This is a genomic window from Coprococcus sp. RTP31081st1_H1_RTP31081_211007 (genome assembly GCF_040227275.1).
Classification (GTDB): domain Bacteria; phylum Bacillota; class Clostridia; order Lachnospirales; family Lachnospiraceae; genus Coprococcus; species Coprococcus aceti.
The window spans coordinates 1-17,632 of record NZ_JBEHVP010000010.1; the positions used below are offsets into that span (position 1 = coordinate 1).

The window sequence follows — 17,632 nt, forward strand, 5'->3', positions numbered from 1 at the left end:
GTTATATATTGTCTGATTTACATATTGATAGATGGAATTATGGGCGGACTGTTGGGGATGGTGGCGGTATGTATATCAAGATGGGTGGACAGCAGATTTTCAGCAATTATGGTACCTTTCGTATTGTATGTGGTGGTTGGCGTCGTGCTTTCTGAGCAGGATTTAGGTGGTTGGTCTCTATATGGAATTGTCAATCCCATACAGAATGCTTTGGTGTTATGGTATCAGCCGATCCTGGTATTTATGACAGTTATAATGGTGAGCGTAATAATAACCATAATGTACTCAAAAAAGAGAGATATATTATAAGCTTATAGTGGTGAAGACCGGAGGAGTTAATAGTGAAAATTGGGAGACTGTTGATAAGAGATATAAGATCAGGCTCATTGACAAAATGGTATTTAATATTTTTGCCAATTGCTTTTGGTGTGTGCCGTGGCATTCAATGTGATACGATTATAGACAGCATGATAGATGATGGGCAAATGTACACATACGGAACTGTGATTGATTATATTATGTTTGCTATGCAGGGAATGAGCGTGTATAAATTTAATCCGACAGAGTATTTCTCTATTCCAATATATTGGTTTATATTTCAGATGGGTGCATTTTATATTGTTGCATATTATGCATTTGATGATTTTAAGAAAAATGGTAGGGCTGTATTTGTTGCGCTAGGAGAAAGAAAATCATGGTGGCTGGCCAAGTGTTTATGGTGTAACATCATGGTACTTTTTTATTTTGTGGTGGCTTATATAAGTGTGGCGGTGATGGCGTGGCTGAAAGGTGCAAGTATGATGTTTGCGGTTACTCAGGAATTCGTAACAACACAGTTCAGTCCTAATGTTTTTAGTATGACACATGCGGATATTATATTGGTGTTATTTATACTGCCATTTATTGTGACATTAGCATCGGCAGCAATGCAGATGATGCTGAGTTTTTTGATCGATCCTGTGATAAGTTTCGCAGTTACGTGTTCGGTATATGTTATATCAGCTTATTATACAGTGTGGTATTTGTGTGGAAGCTATACGATGTGGATACGAAGCTCGTATGTAGATGAAAACGGGGTGTATCCTGTTGGAGGTATTATATTTTCTATTACTATAATTGCAATATCATATATAATGGGCAGAATCTATTTTGATGGACGAGATATCATTTGAGAAAAAAGGAGAATACATATGAGCGAGATAAGGATAGAAAATCTGAATAAGAAGATAAAGGGTTCAGTTATACTTAATGATATCAGTCTGACCATGACTCCGGGCAGGATATATGGACTCCGTGGAAAGAATGGCTGTGGCAAGACAATGCTTATGAGAGCTATATGTGGTCTGCTCATACCTGATGGAGGACACATATATATAGATGATGAGGAGCTCCACAGGGACATAAAGTTTCCACGGAGTATAGGTGCTCTGATAGAGAATCCGTCATTTCTGCCTCAGTACACAGGCTTCAGGAACCTCAGGCTTCTGGCAAAGCTCATGGGAGGGATCAGTGATGACGATGTCAGATATGCCATAGAGAGGACAGGTCTTGATCCGGATGATAAGAGGGTATACAGAAAGTATTCCCTTGGAATGAAGCAGAAGCTTGGCATAGCAAATGCAATCATGGGAGAGCCGGATGTCATAGTGCTGGATGAACCTATCAACGCACTTGATGAAGAGTCTGTAGATAACATAAAGAAGGAGCTGCTGAAGCTGCGTGATGGAGGAAGTCTTATAATCACTGCCTGCCACGACAGGGAGGAGCTGGAATATCTGTGCGATGAGATATATGAGATGAAGGATGGAAGGATAGTACAATAAATGAACATAAAAAAACATCTGCTGCGAACTCCTGTATACCTGGGATCGCAGGGCAGATGTTTATTTTTTTGTAAGAAGAATTATAAGTGTTTTCAAAAACTGCTATATGGGTTATAATACTTTCGATTAAGCCTTTACAGGTTCAGGATAATCAACACCGAAGGTCTCGACTGTTACAGTCTTCATCTTCTGTTCCTGACGAGGCTTGTCATTGTAATCAGTTGGCACATTTGCGATCTTGTCTACGATGTCAAGTCCCTCGATAACCTTACCGAAGGCAGCGTAAGCACCGTCCAGATGAGGAGATGTCTTATGCATGATAAAGAACTGTGAACCTGCTGAGTCAGGCATCATGGAACGGGCCATTGACAGCACTCCGGGAGTGTGGGCCAGATCGTTCTTGAATCCGTTCTGTGAGAATTCACCTTTGATTGAGTATCCAGGACCGCCGATGCCGATTCCCTGAGGGTCTCCACCCTGTATCATGAAGCCTTTTATTACACGATGGAAGATTATTCCGTCATAGAAGCCTTTCTTGATCAGTGAGATGAAGTTGTTTACAGTGTTTGGAGCAATGTCAGGATAGAGTTCTGCTTTCATGACATCGCCATTTTCCATAGTGATAGTAACTATTGGATTTGCCATGTATATCATTCCTTTCTTGGTATAAGATAGGGTAATGATAACATCAGTTAACAGAACAGGCAAATGAAATTTGCAGATACAGAAGGAGAAAGAGATGGATTGGAGAAACATAGCAAGACCCGTTATTATAATAGCGCTGGCGGTATGTCTGGTGCTGTTCGGGGTATACAAGGTTAAGGAGACGTATACCGGATTTATGCAGGAATACGAGGGCACCTACAGTGCCGGCGGCGGAGAGAAGATCGAGGTTACCATACCTGAGGATACATCTGTCAAGGAGGCAGCATCTATACTTAAAGATGCGGGGCTTATAAAGTATAAGCTTGCATTCCAGCTCAGAATGACCGGCTCGCAGTACAGCCACAGTCTTCAGCCGGGTACTTACACACTCACAACAGGTATGTCGACATTGGATATGATAAAGACTCTGTGTTACGTGGAGTCGACCAGAGAGGTAAAATATACACTGACAGTTCCTGAGGGATTTACGGTTGAACAGATCGCTGACAGATGCGAGGAGCTGGGCTTCTGCTCTGCAAAGGAGTTCCTTGAAGCGTGCAAGTCGGGAGAGTTTGAGTATCCGTTTGAGATACCTTCATCGGAAGTCAAGTACGCATTACAGGGCTTCCTGTTCCCTGCTACTTACGACATATATGCAGATATGACTCCAAAGGAGCTCATACAGGACATGATAGACAAGTTTAACAGCATTTACACAGATGACTTCAGGAAGAAGGCAGAGGAGCTTGGATATACAGATTTTGAGGTTCTCACCATGGCTTCCATAGTTGAGAAGGAGTGTAAGCTGGATTCAGACAGAGCGATGGTTGCGGGAGTATTTATCAACAGATTGAATGATGACATGCCTCTTCAGGTAGATCCATCTGTTCTCTATGTTGTGACTGACGGTCAGTACAATCAGGCAGAACTGTCATATGATGATCTGGAGGTTGATTCACCGTACAATACCTACAAGTACACAGGACTTCCTGTCGGCCCTATATGTAATCCGGGCGAGGCATCCATAGAGGGTGTCCTGAATGCGGTTAAGCATGATTACTACTACTACCTGACATCAGATGAGAGCCAGGGAGCATGTATCTTTAATAAGACATACGAGGGACATCTTGCTGACATAGAAAAGGCTGATGCAGCCAAGGCGGAAAAGGAAGCTGCAGAGGGTGATGGATCAGAAGATGGCTCCGATGAAAGCACTGATTCAGAGTAAAAAAATATAGACAAAATTATATAGCGAAAATTATCTAAAAGGGTATAAACTGCTTGCGATATATAGACTTTTTATATATAATAAAGGAGTATGTACCCTTTTGGGTTTTTATGCATCTAGTTATGCGCTTATGGAGGTGCGATAGGAGGAATATTTGATGAGGAAAATAAGTTTCAAGGTAAGAAATATCGGCTCTGAGAAATATTTGTCATATATTCTGAATGATGATTGTGAGTTTGACGAGGAGTTATTGGATTATCTGGAGGAGAACCGGATTCCTGAGCTCATTGATATCATTTATGAAGAGGATGATGAGAACGATTATCTTACATATAACGTTACAGGCAGGACAACGGTTGACGCACTCCTTTCGAATACGGTAAATGCTGAGAAGATATTGGGGATAATCAGAGGGGTAGCTTCTGGTATAGTTAATTTACGTGATCTTGGAATACCGGCATCATATGTGGTTCTTCACAAGGAGTTTACATATGTTAATCCGGTTACATACGATGTTGGAATGTTATGTGTTCCAGTTGAGTCAGAAGCCAATATCAATGCCGAATTCAGGATGTTCGCAAAGGACTTGCTGACGAGCGTTATTTATGATGACAGTGAGGATTGCAACTATGTGGCAAAGCTTCTCAATCTGTTGAATGCGGATAAGTTCACAGTGAGAAACTTCTATGCACAGCTCACAGAGCTTATGGAGTCTGCAGGAATGCAGGTGGAGGAGAACTTCGTTGATATAGGCTCAGATATGTCGGTTTCACAGTCTTCAGTTGACACGGCGGCATCTGATACAAGTATGGATGATCTGCCTGAGTTTGAGGACGTGTCATTTGGCGATGATGAGGAAGACGAGCTTGATGAGGTAGAGGAGATCAGTGACGAGGCGGCCGCAGCGAATGCGATATTCAAGGATCTTGATCTTGATTCGGATGAGACGAAGAAAGAGAATGTATCAAGCGAGATAGATATGTCGGTATTTGATGACAGCGTTCTTGAGGAGCTCGAGTTAGATGAGAGCCTTGATGAGGAAGAAGAGGATGACGAGGAGGGCATGACAGAGGCTCTCACATCAGATATGGCAGTACATGAGCCATCAGGACTTACAGAGGTTGCAAAGGCTGCCGATGGAGTTACGGAGGTTGAGCTTGACAAGAAGGATGAGCAGAAGCCGGTTCTGATATCTACGGACGAGCTTATGGATAATCCACCTGTTGTTAAGAATATCAAGATCAACCGTGCGAAGATCATACAGAAGGCGGTTGCTGAGACAGAGGAAGCTCAGATAGATAACCCTACAGAACAGATAGTTGCACCACAGTTCATGGACGGTGACCAGCCGGAGCCTGAGACGAATATGGATCCGGTGAAGGAGAAGGCAGAGGAGCCTGAGCAGAAGGGCACAGGAAGCACTGTTGAGCTGACCGGAGGAATGAACGTAGTTAAGGATACCGAACCTGAGAAGGCAGCGGTTAACAGGAACGCTCCAAAGGCTATGCCATATATAGTCCGTGTCAACACAGGCGAGCGAGTTATGGTAAACAAGGCTGTGTTCAAGATAGGAAAGGCGGCAAGAGGTGTTGATTACCATGTCGGTGGTAATGGGGCCATCAGCAAGGTACATGTCATCATCTACCAGAGAGAGGATGGATGTTATCTGAAGGATAACAAGGCGACAAATGGCACATATCTCAACGGAGCGCGCCTGGATGAGAATGCAGAGCAGAAGCTTTCAAACGATGCCATGATAAGCATCGGTGGAGAGGACTTTATCTTCAAATTAAGTTAATATACACCACCCACGATGTGGGACAAGAGCAGGTAGCAATACCTGCTTTTGGTGTTTGAATGAAGGAATAATTTTTGACGGAAAATATGCGGATTTAGACGAAAGGGATTGAAAAAATGAACAGAGAAAAGGTTGTTGTAGTTCCGGCGGGGGAAACTTACAGAGTGAGTTACAGTCTGGATATCAGTGATGTGATAGATGCTAAAGTGTATGATATGAGCAGAAGCGGATCTATGCCTGAGATGGCACCGTGTGACATGCAGGAGAATGCCGGAGTCAGGGTGTTCAATTATCAGATCGATGACAAGAAGCCTCTTGCGGAGATACTGAGACAGGAGATGAACAAGAAGGAGATACTCACACTTCTGTACAACATTCTGCATGCACTGGAGATGTTTGGTAAGAATATGGTTTCGCTCAGCTATGTTGCAAGGGACGAGCAGTGTGTATTTGTATCGCCTGAGACATACGATGTCTGCTTTATTGTCGCTCCGGTACAGAAGGAAGTGACAGATCTCAACGAGGTCAGAGCATTTGTGAAGTCGGTGATAGTTGATGCGAGATACTCAGAGAATGACAATGACAATTACGTAGCACGCCTTATAAATTGTGCGAATATGAGAGGTACATTTTCAAACTCGGACATGAAGAACGAGGTTAAGGCGATGCTTGCAGAAGCAGGCATAGACGCTGCTGAGATAGACAGAATGAAGGAGCTTTCCACAAATGCTCCAAAGGGTGGCAACAGCCACATACTTCGGGGTGAGTCACCTAAGGTGAGCAGACTCGAGGTTATGAGAAATAATGCGAGAATGAATGGATATGCACAGCCGATGGGGCCAAATGGCCAGATACCAAACGGAATGCCACCGATGGGAATGCCACCGATGGGACCGAACGGCCCGATGGGATCAAATGGTCAGATGCCGAATGGAATGCCACCGATGGGAATGCCACCGATGGGACCGAACGGCCCGATGGGATCAAATGGTCAGATGCCGAATGGCCAGGTTCCGAACGGAATGCCACCGATGGGCATGCCGCCAATGGGACCGAATGGCCAGGCACCGAACGGAATGCCACCGATGGGCATGTCACCAATGGGACCGAATGGCCAGGTGCCAAACGGAATGCCACCGATGGGCATGCCGCCAATGGGACCGAATGGCCAGGCACCAAACGGAATGCCACCGATGGGCATGCCGCCAATGGGACCGAATGGCCCAATACCAAACGGTCCAATGGGATCAAATGGAATGCCACCGGTAGACGTGCCACCGATGGAGGAGCCAATTAAGCCTGAGGTGGCTGGAGCACAGCCGCAGAGTGATAAAACGGAGAATGATGAGGCGGTTGAAGCAGAAGCGCAGGATGTCAAGCCAGAGGCAGTAGAGCCGGCTGAGACAGAAGCACAGGATGTCAAGCCTGAGCCAGCAGAGCCGGTTGAAACACAGCCACAGGAGATAAAGCCAATACCTCCAATGCAGGGCAACCCTTTTGGAGGAAGACCGATTCCGCCAATGCCACCAATGCCACAGGCACACCAGATGCCAGAGATGCCGCAGAACCCACAGGGACAGCCGGTACCGCCAATGCCAGAGATACCGCAGAACCCACAGGGACAGCCGGTACCACCAATGCCACAGATGCAGCCGGTACCACCAATGCCACAGACACCGCCGATGCCACAGGCACAGCCAGTGCAGGGCAATCCATTTGATGGAGCACCGGCACCATATTTCCTTAGGGTGAAGACGGGCGAGAGAATAAGCTTGGACAAGGCAGAGTTCAAGATCGGACATAAGGCAAGACTTGTGGACTATGCGATTACTGACAATTCAGCTATAAGCAGAGTTCATTGTGTTATCACCAAGAGAAATGGCGTGTGCTTCATCAGCGATAACAAGTCTACAAATGGTACATTTGTGAACGGAGAGGAATTGAAGGCGGGCGAAGAAAAGTTCCTGACGAACAATGCGATCGTTATACTCGGGGACGAGGAGCTTGTCTATCACATTAGATAGAATATCCTCAACGAGAGTTGAGACATAAATATTGGGAGGAATGTATATGGGGTTTAGCGCAGTATACAATACAGACGTAGGAATAAAGAAAAAGACAAATCAGGATTCGCTGGCGATCAAGATAGCGGATACTCCAAATGGACAGGTCGTGTTCTCCCTCGTATGTGATGGCATGGGAGGTCTGGCAAAGGGAGAGGTTGCCAGCAAGGAAGTCATAACAGCTTTCTGCAATTGGTTTGACACACAGTTTGTTGAGATGGTTGACAACAACAGCTTTAGTGAAGAGCTGCTGAGATACCAGTGGATAAGACTTGCCGTGGAGCAGAATGAGAAGATCAAGGCGTATGGCGAGCAGAATGGATTTATGCTTGGTACGACCATTTCTGCGATCCTCATATACAGAGAAATGTACTACATTCTCCATGTTGGAGACAGCCGAGTGTATGAGATCACTTCAGGGATAAGGCAGCTCACCGCAGATCAGACGCTTGTTGCAAGAGAGATCGCAGCGGGAAGACTTACACCGGAGCAGGCGGAGACGGACAGCAGACGAAGCGTGCTTCTCCAGTGTATCGGAGCTTCACCTGTGGTGGAACCGGATTTCGTAGTTGGGCAGGCAGCTCCCGGAGCGCATTACATGCTGTGTTCTGATGGATTCAGACATAAGATAACGACTCAGGAGATGATAGAGAGACTTGGCCCGGGAACATGCGTCGACGAGGCGAAGATGAAGGAGGGCTGTGAGTTCCTCACAGAGCTTGTGAAGTACAGAAAAGAAACGGATAATGTAACAGTAGTGCTTATTAAATCGGAGTAATGGGGATCGATATATGACAGAGTTAGGAACGGTATTAGACGGAAAATACGAAATACTTAAAAAAGTCGGCCAGGGTGGTATGTCAATAGTTTATCTTGCCATGGATAACCGACTTAATAAACAGTGGGCTGTAAAGGAGATCAAGAATGATGGCTCCAAGAGTACAGCCACACTCTTAAAGGGATTGGAGCGAGAAGCAAATATCCTCAAGGATGTGGATCATCCGGTACTGCCACGAATCGTTGATATCATCAATGAGAATGGCACGATCTACGTTGTCATGGACTTCGTAGAAGGACGTCCACTCAGCGATGTGCTCAAGGCGGAGGGAGCACAGCCACAGGAAAAGGTAATCGAATGGGGCAGGGCGCTTGCCAGTGCACTTGACTACCTGCATTCCATGAATCCGCCGATCATATACAGAGATATGAAGCCTTCAAATGTCATGCTGAAGCCGGATGGCTCGGTAAAGCTTATCGACTTTGGAACGGCTAAGGAGTACATAGTGGAGAACAATGCGGATACCACGGCTCTTGGAACAAGAGGCTATGCGGCACCGGAGCAGTTCGGTGATGCGCAGGGACATGGAATCTACAACACGGATGCAAGAACAGATATTTACAATCTGGGAGCAACGCTCTATCACCTTGTTACCGGCAAGAATCCATGTGAGCCTCCTTACGAGATAAAGCCTATCAGACAGTGGAATCCGATGCTCTCATCAGGATTTGAGAGAATTATACAGACGTGCTGTCAGCCGAGTCCTGAGGACAGATATCAGTCTTGTTCAGAACTACTGTATGCGCTGGATCACTACAACGAGCTCGACGATGCATACAAGGCAAAGGCAAAGCATAAGATAGCAGCGTTCTCAGTGGTTGCGGGATTATCGATACTCTCAGCGTGCTGTGCTGTGATAGGCGGAGTAAAGAAAGGCCAGCTCAAGGATCTTGATTACAACAACAAGGTCAACGAGGCGAGGGATGCAGTCGATGAGGGCGATTACAACAAGGCATTTGAGTGCTATAAGGCGGCTGTCGACATAGACCCAACAGCATCGGATGCCTATATAGGCTATATGGAGACATATGCTTACTATTATACAGAGGACGATGGAAACACTTCGGCCAACACCGAGACGGCGGCAGAAAAGGGAATAAGACTTGCACTTAAGAACAAGGACGAGATAAAGGACGACGTAAAGTTCAAGATAGCCATGTTGTATTACGACGAGGTCAAGGACTACAGTGCGGCCAAGAAATATTTCAATATGGTTGATGAGAGCAAGGACTTCCCGGATCAGGCAAAGCAGGCAAAGTATTACGCTGCGATATGTGACAGCAAGATAAACAAGTCTGCAAGCTTTGATACGAACAAGGAAAATATATTTGCATTCCAGGATTACAACAGTGACAACATAGATGACACCAATCCTGACAAATACACCAATTACCTCAACATAGCTTACATATATCTTGGCGAGATATCCAATGATCCGGAGCTTGCGAACAGAATAGAGGTGCTGATGGATGAGGCGATGAAGAACCTGGACGACAACGCAGAGGTGCTGAACAGCCAGTTCCCGGCGGACAGAGGCGTAAAATACTACAATGGCCAGTATTCAGGAGTTATGTACTCAGTATATACAGAACTTGCCGAGAATGCGGATGATGCGGGCCAGCAGTTACATTATTACAACTCTGCGGCGAACAGTGCAGCGCTTTATCTGAACAGTCTGGATATAGAGGGCGAGAATGCGACAGAGACATCCAAGAAAGCATATTCAGAATACTCGGTGAACGAGGCTGAGACTTATATCAAGATGGCAGAGAACAGCGGCGATGACAGCTACTATGATGAGGCAGAGAGAATATATGGCAACGCTGAGACGACACTTGGAACCGATGACAACGCAGCGGTCGTGTACGTAAGCCATCTGAGTTATCTGGTCGATAGATATTCGAATAAATTTGGAAGCGATTCGGCAGCATGGAATGCCAGTGCCACAAGGGCTGTGAGGAAAGTGTACGAGAACGGTAACAAAGTTCCGGCACTTGCAAATGGTCTTAAGCAGGGATGGCAGTCGTTATCCAATGACCTGACAGTTAAGAGCATAGTAAATGGCAGTTCAAGGTCAACGAGCGAGTAAGGGAGGAGTGAAAGGTTATGGCAACAGTTTATAATGTAATGTTATATGGCGGCCTGGCACTTGCGATCGTATTCGCTATTGTGGCGGTGGTACTGTTCTTCGTGTTAAAGATACCGAAGGCGGTGGGAATTGCCACAGGCTCAACAGCCCGTAAGAAGATCGATGAGATCAAGGAGAAGGGCTATGAGAGTGTACAGGGAGGCGGTGCCTCCAAACAGGAGGCGATCAAGAACCATACATCCAGAATTTCGGTAAGGGATGTAAAGTCAACTGCAGCCGAAAAACATTCTGAGAAGGGAATGGCAAATTACGAGAAAGCGATAGCTGATCTCGGGAAAAAGAGACTGGAGGATGAAGGCGAGACTGCAACTGATATTCTCCGCGATGATGCCGAGGAGGCAACAGATATTCTGAGGGAAGACGAAGAGAATCTTGACATCAATGGCAGCAGCTTTGAGGAGGCGACAGACATCCTCAGAGAAGATGCGGATGAGGAAGCAACGGATGTACTCAGAAATGACGAGGCAGACGAGGAAGCAACGGACATACTCAGAAGTGATGAGGCGGACGAGGAAGCAACGGACATACTCAGAAGTGATGAGGCGGACGAGGAAGCAACGGACATACTCAGAAGCGATGACGCAGACGAGGAAGCAACGGACGTACTTAGAAGCGATGACGCAGATGATTCCACAGCCGTTCTTCAGGGAGGACGCGCAGCGAGCTCGGTAAGAATGATAAAGAATGTAATTATAGTACATTCCGATGAAGAGATATAGGAGGAGAGGGATATGAAAAAGGTTATGCAGAATAAATCACTTTTGCATCGACTGATCGCGCTTACGATGGCGGTAGTTATGACACTCACTCTTGTGGCGATCGATTCACATTTTCATTTGTTTGCGGAGGAGGAAGATATACAGACCATAGATGTAACGGCCATTGTAAAGGGCGATAAGGCGGATATGGTGTATGGCTTCAAGGATTTTGACAAGGCAATAAAGTTCAAGATTAAGTCCGACAAAGTTGACGGAATCGACAGCAGCAAGTTGGGAGTGGCTGTTTACAAAGGAGCTACAGCGGACGATAAGATCGCTACAGCCACAGATGCAGCAGGAAAGCTTGTCACATTTGATAATGTGTATGAGCTGAAGAATGACACAGCAGTACAGAAGATAGCTATTTACTATTATACAGGTACTGATGAGAGCGGTGATTTCGAGCTGCTTGGAACCATAAAGGTTGCCGTGGATAAGCAGGCACCTACAATATCGGTTGAGGCTGATGATAACTACAATCTTCACAACAAGGTGAGCGATGGCTATTATCTCCTGAACCTCACAAGCAGTGATGCCGACAGAACATTTGTGATAGACGCCAAGGATACCACAGATGCAGCAGAGGAAAATGCCACAGGAATAGACTATGTGGAGTATTCATCAGACAATGGAAAGACCTGGAGCAAGACTGAGAGCACATCCCAGTTTGTTGCACCTGATAAGAGTGGAACATACAAGTTCAGAGCGGTCGATGTTGCAGGAAACAAGTCAGAGGAGACCAGTGTTATCGTCAAGAAGCTCAACGAAGCTCCTGTCATAACAAGTGTTACCCCTGAGATCATACAGAAGAACGGAGTGGATTACAGATTCCCTCAGCTCAAGGTAGATGATGCTTATAAGTTCACTGTACAGGTGAAGAAGGTTACAGCCGGCAGTGATAACACTGAGATAGATGACGTGAGCCTGTACTACAAGCTTACGGGTGCAGCTTCAGCAGTGGAGTGCACAGGCAAAAAGGCTGTGTCCGGCGGATATGAATATGAATTCGAGATAAGTGCACAGTGGTTCAAGAAGGACAATGCAGACAATGCAAAGAAGCTTGTCATTTACGCCAAGGAGAACGAGTTTGGCAATAACTCAGTCGGCGCAGATGAGGATGGCGACATTGTATTTGTAAAGGAAGGAAAGCCTGAACTCACAGTTACAGGCGGTTCCACAAGCTATGTGAAATCCACAAAGCTGACAGTGAAGGCAACTGGAGAGTATTCTTACATAGACACCGTGTCATACAGCGTGGATGGCAAGAAGGAAACGATCCTTGAAAAAGGAAACAAGTTCACATACAGCAGCGATGTCCGTGTGAGCGGTGGAGATGTACAGGATTCAACAAAGTCAGACATATATCTGGCTGATGGAGAGCATACCATCACATTTGCGGCAAAGGACTTCGCCGGAATAGATGGCAGGATAGAGACTGTAGTCAAGGTGGATAATACAGCACCTGTTGTAAAGGTTACGGACAACGCCGGAACAGACAGGACAAACAATGATCAGCAGTACACGGTCACAGACGCAAAGGAAGCTGTTCTTAATATAAAGTACAGCGATGCCACATCAGGTGTTGCATCGGCGGTCGCTTCACTCAAGAAGGCAGATGCAAATGGATCATATACATCGGTCAAGAACTGGTATTCAACATCTACAGGTGACAATGGCCTGCAGAGCGGAAAAGAGATAAGCATAGATGGTTCAGGAAGTTATGTCCTGACAGTTGTGGTAACTGACGAGGCTGGAAATAAGACAGAGACGAACACATATGTGTATGTCAATGTGGATGGCCTTTCAGGAGAGAAGTTATCTGTGAACGGTACAGATGCTGACAACGGCGCTATATTCTGGAGAAATGATGATACTCTGACTGTAGAGGGTGCAGTATCAGGCTTCCAGCTTGCAGCAGATGACGCAAAGCTGGTGATCACCAGAACATCATTTGCAGGAAAGAAGGATAAGGCAGTTGAGGTAAAGGGTACAGTTGCCGCTGCATATGACAAGAATACGGTCAACATATCCTACGAGCTTCCAGATGAGGGTGTGTACGAGATCTCACTCATGGCGAGAATACACGATCCGAACAATGCTGACACGAAGTTCAAAGAAGTACAGAGCATAAAGGTTTACTATGATAAGACTGCACCGGCAAATGTGAAGCTGGAGTGTGCAAACCAGAAATACAAATCAGGATCGACATTCTATTACAGATCAAAGAGTGACGTGAAGATCAAGGTCTCTGGTTCCGATAACGATGACAGCAATGGCAAGGTTACATATACAGTAGGCAGAAGCAGCACAGCTGGATCACAGGACATTACAGGAAGCATTAATGTATCAGGAAATGATATAGAAAAGACACTGGATGCAAAGGCCCTTGGCATAACAGATGAAAATACAGAGTACACGATGACTGTTAAGCTGAAGGACAGAGCAGGAAACGAGAGCAAGGCCAGTCAGGAGATACACCTGATAGTTGATACCGTCAAGCCATCAGTGTCAATAGATGGAACTGCCGGCGGAAAGCTGATAAATTACTGGAATAACAGCAATGTGACCATAACAGCAAGGGGAACTGACAATTACTTCGTGGAGAAGTTCGTTGTGACAGGAACACGCGATGGCAAGAGCATAAGCAAGTATGAGCTGGATGCGGATTACACTGCAAATGCAGAAAAGACCACAATATTCAGAGAGCCTGGACTTTATAATATCACGATCGTTGCTGTCGATGAGGTTGGCAATGAGTCGGGTAAGGCAACAACTTCATTTGTAATAGATAAGAAGAGCCCTGAGATATCAGTTGTGTCCGGTGGAAGCAGCAGATTCCTTAACAGGAGCAGAACTATTACATTTGGCATAGAAGACGATTATGGAATGGATACACAGAATGCGACGCTTAAGGTGTACTACAAGACCTACAGTGATTCAAACTGGTCAGAGACCACAGTTCCGTTCCAGACAGCAGATGGCAAGACCACTGCAGCATATAAGATGACAGCCAAGGGCGGCAAGGCAACTGTATATTATTTCACAGTTGAGGGAGCCGATAATTCCGGCAATGCACTGAAGCCGGCAGCAGACGAGGCGTTCGGTGTTCAGGAGGGCACAAGTGCTCTCAAGACAAAGAATTATTACGTCGACACCACAGAGCCACTTGTGTATGTGGACGATGATCCTGAGTACAGACTGGATAATAACAATTACTTCAAGACTTCAATATCATTCAGAGTTGGTGTGGAGGAACAGTTCAAGTCGCTTCAGAACACTATTATCACAGAGAATGATGGAAATGTAGCAGTGGATGAGAATCCGCAATACTTCTATATAAAGAGTAACGGCGGAACATGGGGCAAGAAGTACACATATGATAAGGAAGGTGAGTATGATCTCACCATGACCGTTACCGACAAGTGTGGAAATGAAGGAACAACAGGAACCCATTTCTACATAGACAAGCACAAGCCTGAGATACAGCTTGGAAATGTCAACACTATAAACAACAGCGATGTGACAGTCCCTGTAACACTTACAGATAACATGAGAGGTGGAAAGTACACCATTCATGTAGTCAGAGCAAATGAGGGTGGATCTGTTGTAGAGAACAGAGATATCAGAAAGAATGTTACCTGGGGAACAAAGGGCGATGGAGTCAGCACAGTCAGAGAGGTACTCAGCGGTGTGACATTTGACGCCCAGGGTGATTACACAGTCACCGTGTCCGCAGAGGATAAGGCGGGCAACAAGGCTGTGACCAGAACAGTGAAGTTCAGAATCGATAAGACTGCACCGGTTATATCGATTTCAGGAATGAACGACAGACAGACAACGGCGGTAAATGCAACCATCAGCATAGATGAGGCATTCTCATTTGCATATGAGAACAACAATCTTGCCGCAGATGCATTTAACGTGACAATAACCAGAAAGACGGACGGAACAGCGGCATCGAATATCGCTACGCTGGGAACAAGCAGCTTCTCAGGAAGCAATCCACATACCGCAACTTACAACTTTACAGAGGATGGCGAGTACACGATCACAGCAAATGCAAGAGATCTTGCAGGAAATGTGGCAGCCAGCCAGACCAAGACCTTCAAGGTTGACTCAAAGGCACCTGTTGTAAAGGTGAGCGCAGTGGATAAGGACAACAAGGAAGTAAAGAATTACGACCCAATAGGAAGTATGGATTCTTCCGCACCGAACTATGTTGATATGTCACTGAGCGTTCAGGAGTCATTCTTCTCGACAGATGATGTGAAGATAACCGTGAAGAAGGACAGCAAGGATGTGTCATCATCATACTTTACAAATTACAGCAATTCTTCAGAGCTCAGCACAGGAAGCCAGAGATTCTCTGAGGATGGTGTATACGAGGTGTCAATAACAGCGCAGGATGAACTGGGAAATAAGGCTGATGATTACAGCCTGGTATTCACAGTCGATAACACACCACCTGAGCTCAAGGCTACATCGACACTTGCCGGATTCATGAGCAAGAGCATTGCAAGCGATGACGGAACACTGCTTCTCAATGCATCAGATTTTGCTGATATACGAGACAAGGGCTACGAAGCACTGTGGGATGTAAGTGATACTTCAGACTTCTCGGTTGACGCCAAGATAGACGGAGTAAATCTTATCGATTTCTCAGATATGACAGACGGATATCACAAGATAACACTTACAGTAACTGACAAGGTTGGACACACGGCAACACAGGAATTTGATTATACGTATGATGGTACTGCACCACGAATCATCATAACAGGTGTTGAGGATGGAGAGACTCTCAGAGAGCCATTCAACATGACGATAGGTCTTGAGAATGAGGAAGACGAGATCACATCCATCGTTATAAATGGCAATACCATAGATCCTGCAAGCTATCAGGCAGATAACAAGTATGAGATGCAGGTAGATCAGTATGATACATACACGGTTGAGGTAACAGCCCAGGATAAGGCCGGTAATATAGCGACAACATATGACAGAGAGACCGGAGAGGTATTCACCTTCAAGCTCAGCGAAAAGATGTCACCGGTTGTGCTGATCATAATAATAATCGCAGCGATCCTGCTTCTTGCATTGCTTGCATTCATCATCATAGCTGGCAGAAGAAGAAAGAAAAACGCCGCTGCTTAATGTAGGAGAAAGTGCTATGTACAGGGCAGTTGTATTTGATATGGACGGCGTGTTGGTAGACACGGAGAAGATATACAGGAAGTGCTGGAAGGAAAACGGCATGAGCATAGGGATTCCTGAGGCACAGATGGAAAATGTATGTGACCGGGTGGCTGGAGGCAACAAGACCTCCAACGCCCGGGTATTTAAGGAAATAATGGGCGAAGATTTTGATTATCTTGCGTTCAGACAGAGAACAATGGATCTGTTCGATGAACATGTGGAAAAGTATGGAATAGACATAAAGCCACATGTCGAGGACACGCTGAGATTCTTAAAAGAACACGGCGTGAAGATGGCACTTGCAACCTCCACTGCGAGGACGAGGGCGCAGCAGAGACTTGATAGCGTTGGAATAGCCGGATACTTCGATGAAAAGGTATGCGGAGATGAGATCACCCACGGAAAGCCGGAGCCTGATATATATCTTAAGGCCTGCGGGAAGCTGGGCGTAAACCCGGACGAAGCGGTGGCCGTTGAGGACTCTGTGAATGGTATCATATCTGCCAGCCGGGCAGGGCTATGTACGGTCATGGTGGTGGATCTGATAAAACCAAATGGTATCACGCGCGAGCGTGCATACAAAACCTTTTATGATATAGAAGATATATGCAGCCTGTTTGAGTAAACAGGCTGTATTTTTATTAATAAAATGAGGAGGAACATCATAATAATGTAAAGAGTAAAGAATATGGTGGTAGTATGTCTGCAAGTCAGAAATTTATGGGAGTTGTAAAGGGACTGATCCTGTCCTATCTGCTCACGATAATCATGCTGTTTATAACGGCGGTGGTCGTATACAAAGTGGGGATAAGCGATAAGGTGCTCGGTATACTGGTTGTTGTGATATACATAGTGGCCACATTTGCCGGGGGCTTTGTTACGGGTAGAAAAGTCAGGGAGAAGCGTTTCCTGTGGGGGATGGTGTATGGCCTGACTTACATATCGGTCGCATTGACCGTGTCGGTGCTGTTTACAGGTTCAGGCGACAGAGAGGGAATAGCAGTTATAACCAAGTGTATTATGTGCGTTGCAGGCGGGATGCTGGGGGCTATGCTCAGTTAAAAAAAACTTTTACTTTATATATCTTTGTGTTATAATCCCGATATATGACATAAAAAGAGAGGTGTATCCAGA

General features: G+C 45.7%; 13 protein-coding genes. 12 read left to right on the plus strand and 1 reads right to left on the minus strand.

Going from position 1 to position 17,632, the window contains the following annotated elements; translation table 11 throughout:
- The 3 genes from ABUA31_RS13190 to ABUA31_RS13200 form a co-directional block, all read left to right on the plus strand.
- A partial coding sequence (locus ABUA31_RS13190; protein ID WP_349824060.1) for a hypothetical protein occupies window positions 1–309 on the plus strand: 309 nt, incomplete at its 5' end.
- 50 nt (window positions 310–359) lie between these two features.
- A complete protein-coding gene (locus ABUA31_RS13195) occupies window positions 360–1,172 on the plus strand; it encodes a hypothetical protein (protein ID WP_156332999.1) in 813 nt (270 codons plus the stop codon).
- 18 nt (window positions 1,173–1,190) lie between these two features.
- On the plus strand, window positions 1,191–1,823 hold the full coding sequence (locus tag ABUA31_RS13200; protein ID WP_055146125.1) for an ABC transporter ATP-binding protein: 633 nt from the start codon (window positions 1,191–1,193) through the stop codon (window positions 1,821–1,823).
- 126 nt (window positions 1,824–1,949) lie between these two features.
- On the opposite strand, the gene ABUA31_RS13205 is transcribed toward ABUA31_RS13200, so the two are convergent.
- Window positions 1,950–2,468, minus strand: a complete 519-nt coding sequence (locus tag ABUA31_RS13205; RefSeq protein ID WP_015534342.1) for a peptidylprolyl isomerase — start codon at window positions 2,466–2,468, stop codon at window positions 1,950–1,952.
- A gap of 94 nt (window positions 2,469–2,562) precedes the next feature.
- Here ABUA31_RS13205 and mltG point away from each other — a divergent pair, with 94 nt between their 5' ends.
- The 9 genes from mltG to ABUA31_RS13250 all read left to right on the plus strand — a co-directional run bounded on the left by mltG (window position 2,563) and on the right by ABUA31_RS13250 (window position 17,560).
- Window positions 2,563–3,696 carry an endolytic transglycosylase MltG gene (mltG, locus tag ABUA31_RS13210; RefSeq protein WP_055146128.1) on the plus strand — a complete coding sequence of 378 codons (1,134 nt, stop codon included), beginning with the start codon at window positions 2,563–2,565 and terminating at the stop codon, window positions 3,694–3,696.
- 157 nt (window positions 3,697–3,853) lie between these two features.
- Window positions 3,854–5,494 (plus strand): DUF6382 and FHA domain-containing protein, encoded by a 1,641-nt coding sequence (locus tag ABUA31_RS13215; RefSeq protein ID WP_015534341.1) that lies wholly within the window; start codon window positions 3,854–3,856, stop codon window positions 5,492–5,494.
- A gap of 116 nt (window positions 5,495–5,610) precedes the next feature.
- On the plus strand, window positions 5,611–7,518 hold the full coding sequence (locus ABUA31_RS13220) for an FHA domain-containing protein (protein ID WP_349818688.1): 1,908 nt from the start codon (window positions 5,611–5,613) through the stop codon (window positions 7,516–7,518).
- 46 nt (window positions 7,519–7,564) lie between these two features.
- Entirely contained in the window at window positions 7,565–8,335 is a 771-nt protein-coding gene (locus ABUA31_RS13225) for a PP2C family protein-serine/threonine phosphatase (RefSeq protein WP_055146133.1), read from the plus strand.
- 13 nt (window positions 8,336–8,348) lie between these two features.
- Complete coding sequence (locus ABUA31_RS13230) at window positions 8,349–10,484, plus strand: serine/threonine protein kinase (RefSeq protein WP_015534339.1); 2,136 nt, start codon at window positions 8,349–8,351, stop codon at window positions 10,482–10,484.
- Between the two features lie 17 nt (window positions 10,485–10,501).
- Window positions 10,502–11,263, plus strand: a complete 762-nt coding sequence (locus ABUA31_RS13235) for a hypothetical protein (protein WP_015534338.1) — start codon at window positions 10,502–10,504, stop codon at window positions 11,261–11,263.
- A gap of 12 nt (window positions 11,264–11,275) precedes the next feature.
- Window positions 11,276–16,456, plus strand: coding sequence for an Ig-like domain-containing protein (locus tag ABUA31_RS13240; RefSeq protein ID WP_055146136.1), 5,181 nt, complete (start codon window positions 11,276–11,278; stop codon window positions 16,454–16,456).
- 16 nt (window positions 16,457–16,472) lie between these two features.
- Complete coding sequence (locus tag ABUA31_RS13245; protein ID WP_055146139.1) at window positions 16,473–17,123, plus strand: HAD family hydrolase; 651 nt, start codon at window positions 16,473–16,475, stop codon at window positions 17,121–17,123.
- A 74-nt stretch (window positions 17,124–17,197) separates the two neighbouring features.
- Window positions 17,198–17,560, plus strand: a complete 363-nt coding sequence (locus tag ABUA31_RS13250; protein ID WP_015534335.1) for a TIGR04086 family membrane protein — start codon at window positions 17,198–17,200, stop codon at window positions 17,558–17,560.
- Window positions 17,561–17,632: the final 72 nt, after the last annotated feature.

Bases quoted from the DNA above. Each gene is read 5' to 3' on its own strand.
- ABUA31_RS13200 (WP_055146125.1), top strand. From the start codon at position 1,191: ATGAGCGAGATAAGGATAGAAAATCTGAATAAGAAGATAAAGGGTTCA.
- ABUA31_RS13205 (WP_015534342.1), bottom strand. From the start codon at position 2,468: ATGGCAAATCCAATAGTTACTATCACTATGGAAAATGGCGATGTCATG.
- mltG (WP_055146128.1), top strand. From the start codon at position 2,563: ATGGATTGGAGAAACATAGCAAGACCCGTTATTATAATAGCGCTGGCG.
- ABUA31_RS13215 (WP_015534341.1), top strand. From the start codon at position 3,854: ATGAGGAAAATAAGTTTCAAGGTAAGAAATATCGGCTCTGAGAAATAT.
- ABUA31_RS13220 (WP_349818688.1), top strand. From the start codon at position 5,611: ATGAACAGAGAAAAGGTTGTTGTAGTTCCGGCGGGGGAAACTTACAGA.
- ABUA31_RS13225 (WP_055146133.1), top strand. From the start codon at position 7,565: ATGGGGTTTAGCGCAGTATACAATACAGACGTAGGAATAAAGAAAAAG.
- ABUA31_RS13230 (WP_015534339.1), top strand. From the start codon at position 8,349: ATGACAGAGTTAGGAACGGTATTAGACGGAAAATACGAAATACTTAAA.
- ABUA31_RS13235 (WP_015534338.1), top strand. From the start codon at position 10,502: ATGGCAACAGTTTATAATGTAATGTTATATGGCGGCCTGGCACTTGCG.
- ABUA31_RS13240 (WP_055146136.1), top strand. From the start codon at position 11,276: ATGAAAAAGGTTATGCAGAATAAATCACTTTTGCATCGACTGATCGCG.
- ABUA31_RS13245 (WP_055146139.1), top strand. From the start codon at position 16,473: ATGTACAGGGCAGTTGTATTTGATATGGACGGCGTGTTGGTAGACACG.
- ABUA31_RS13250 (WP_015534335.1), top strand. From the start codon at position 17,198: ATGTCTGCAAGTCAGAAATTTATGGGAGTTGTAAAGGGACTGATCCTG.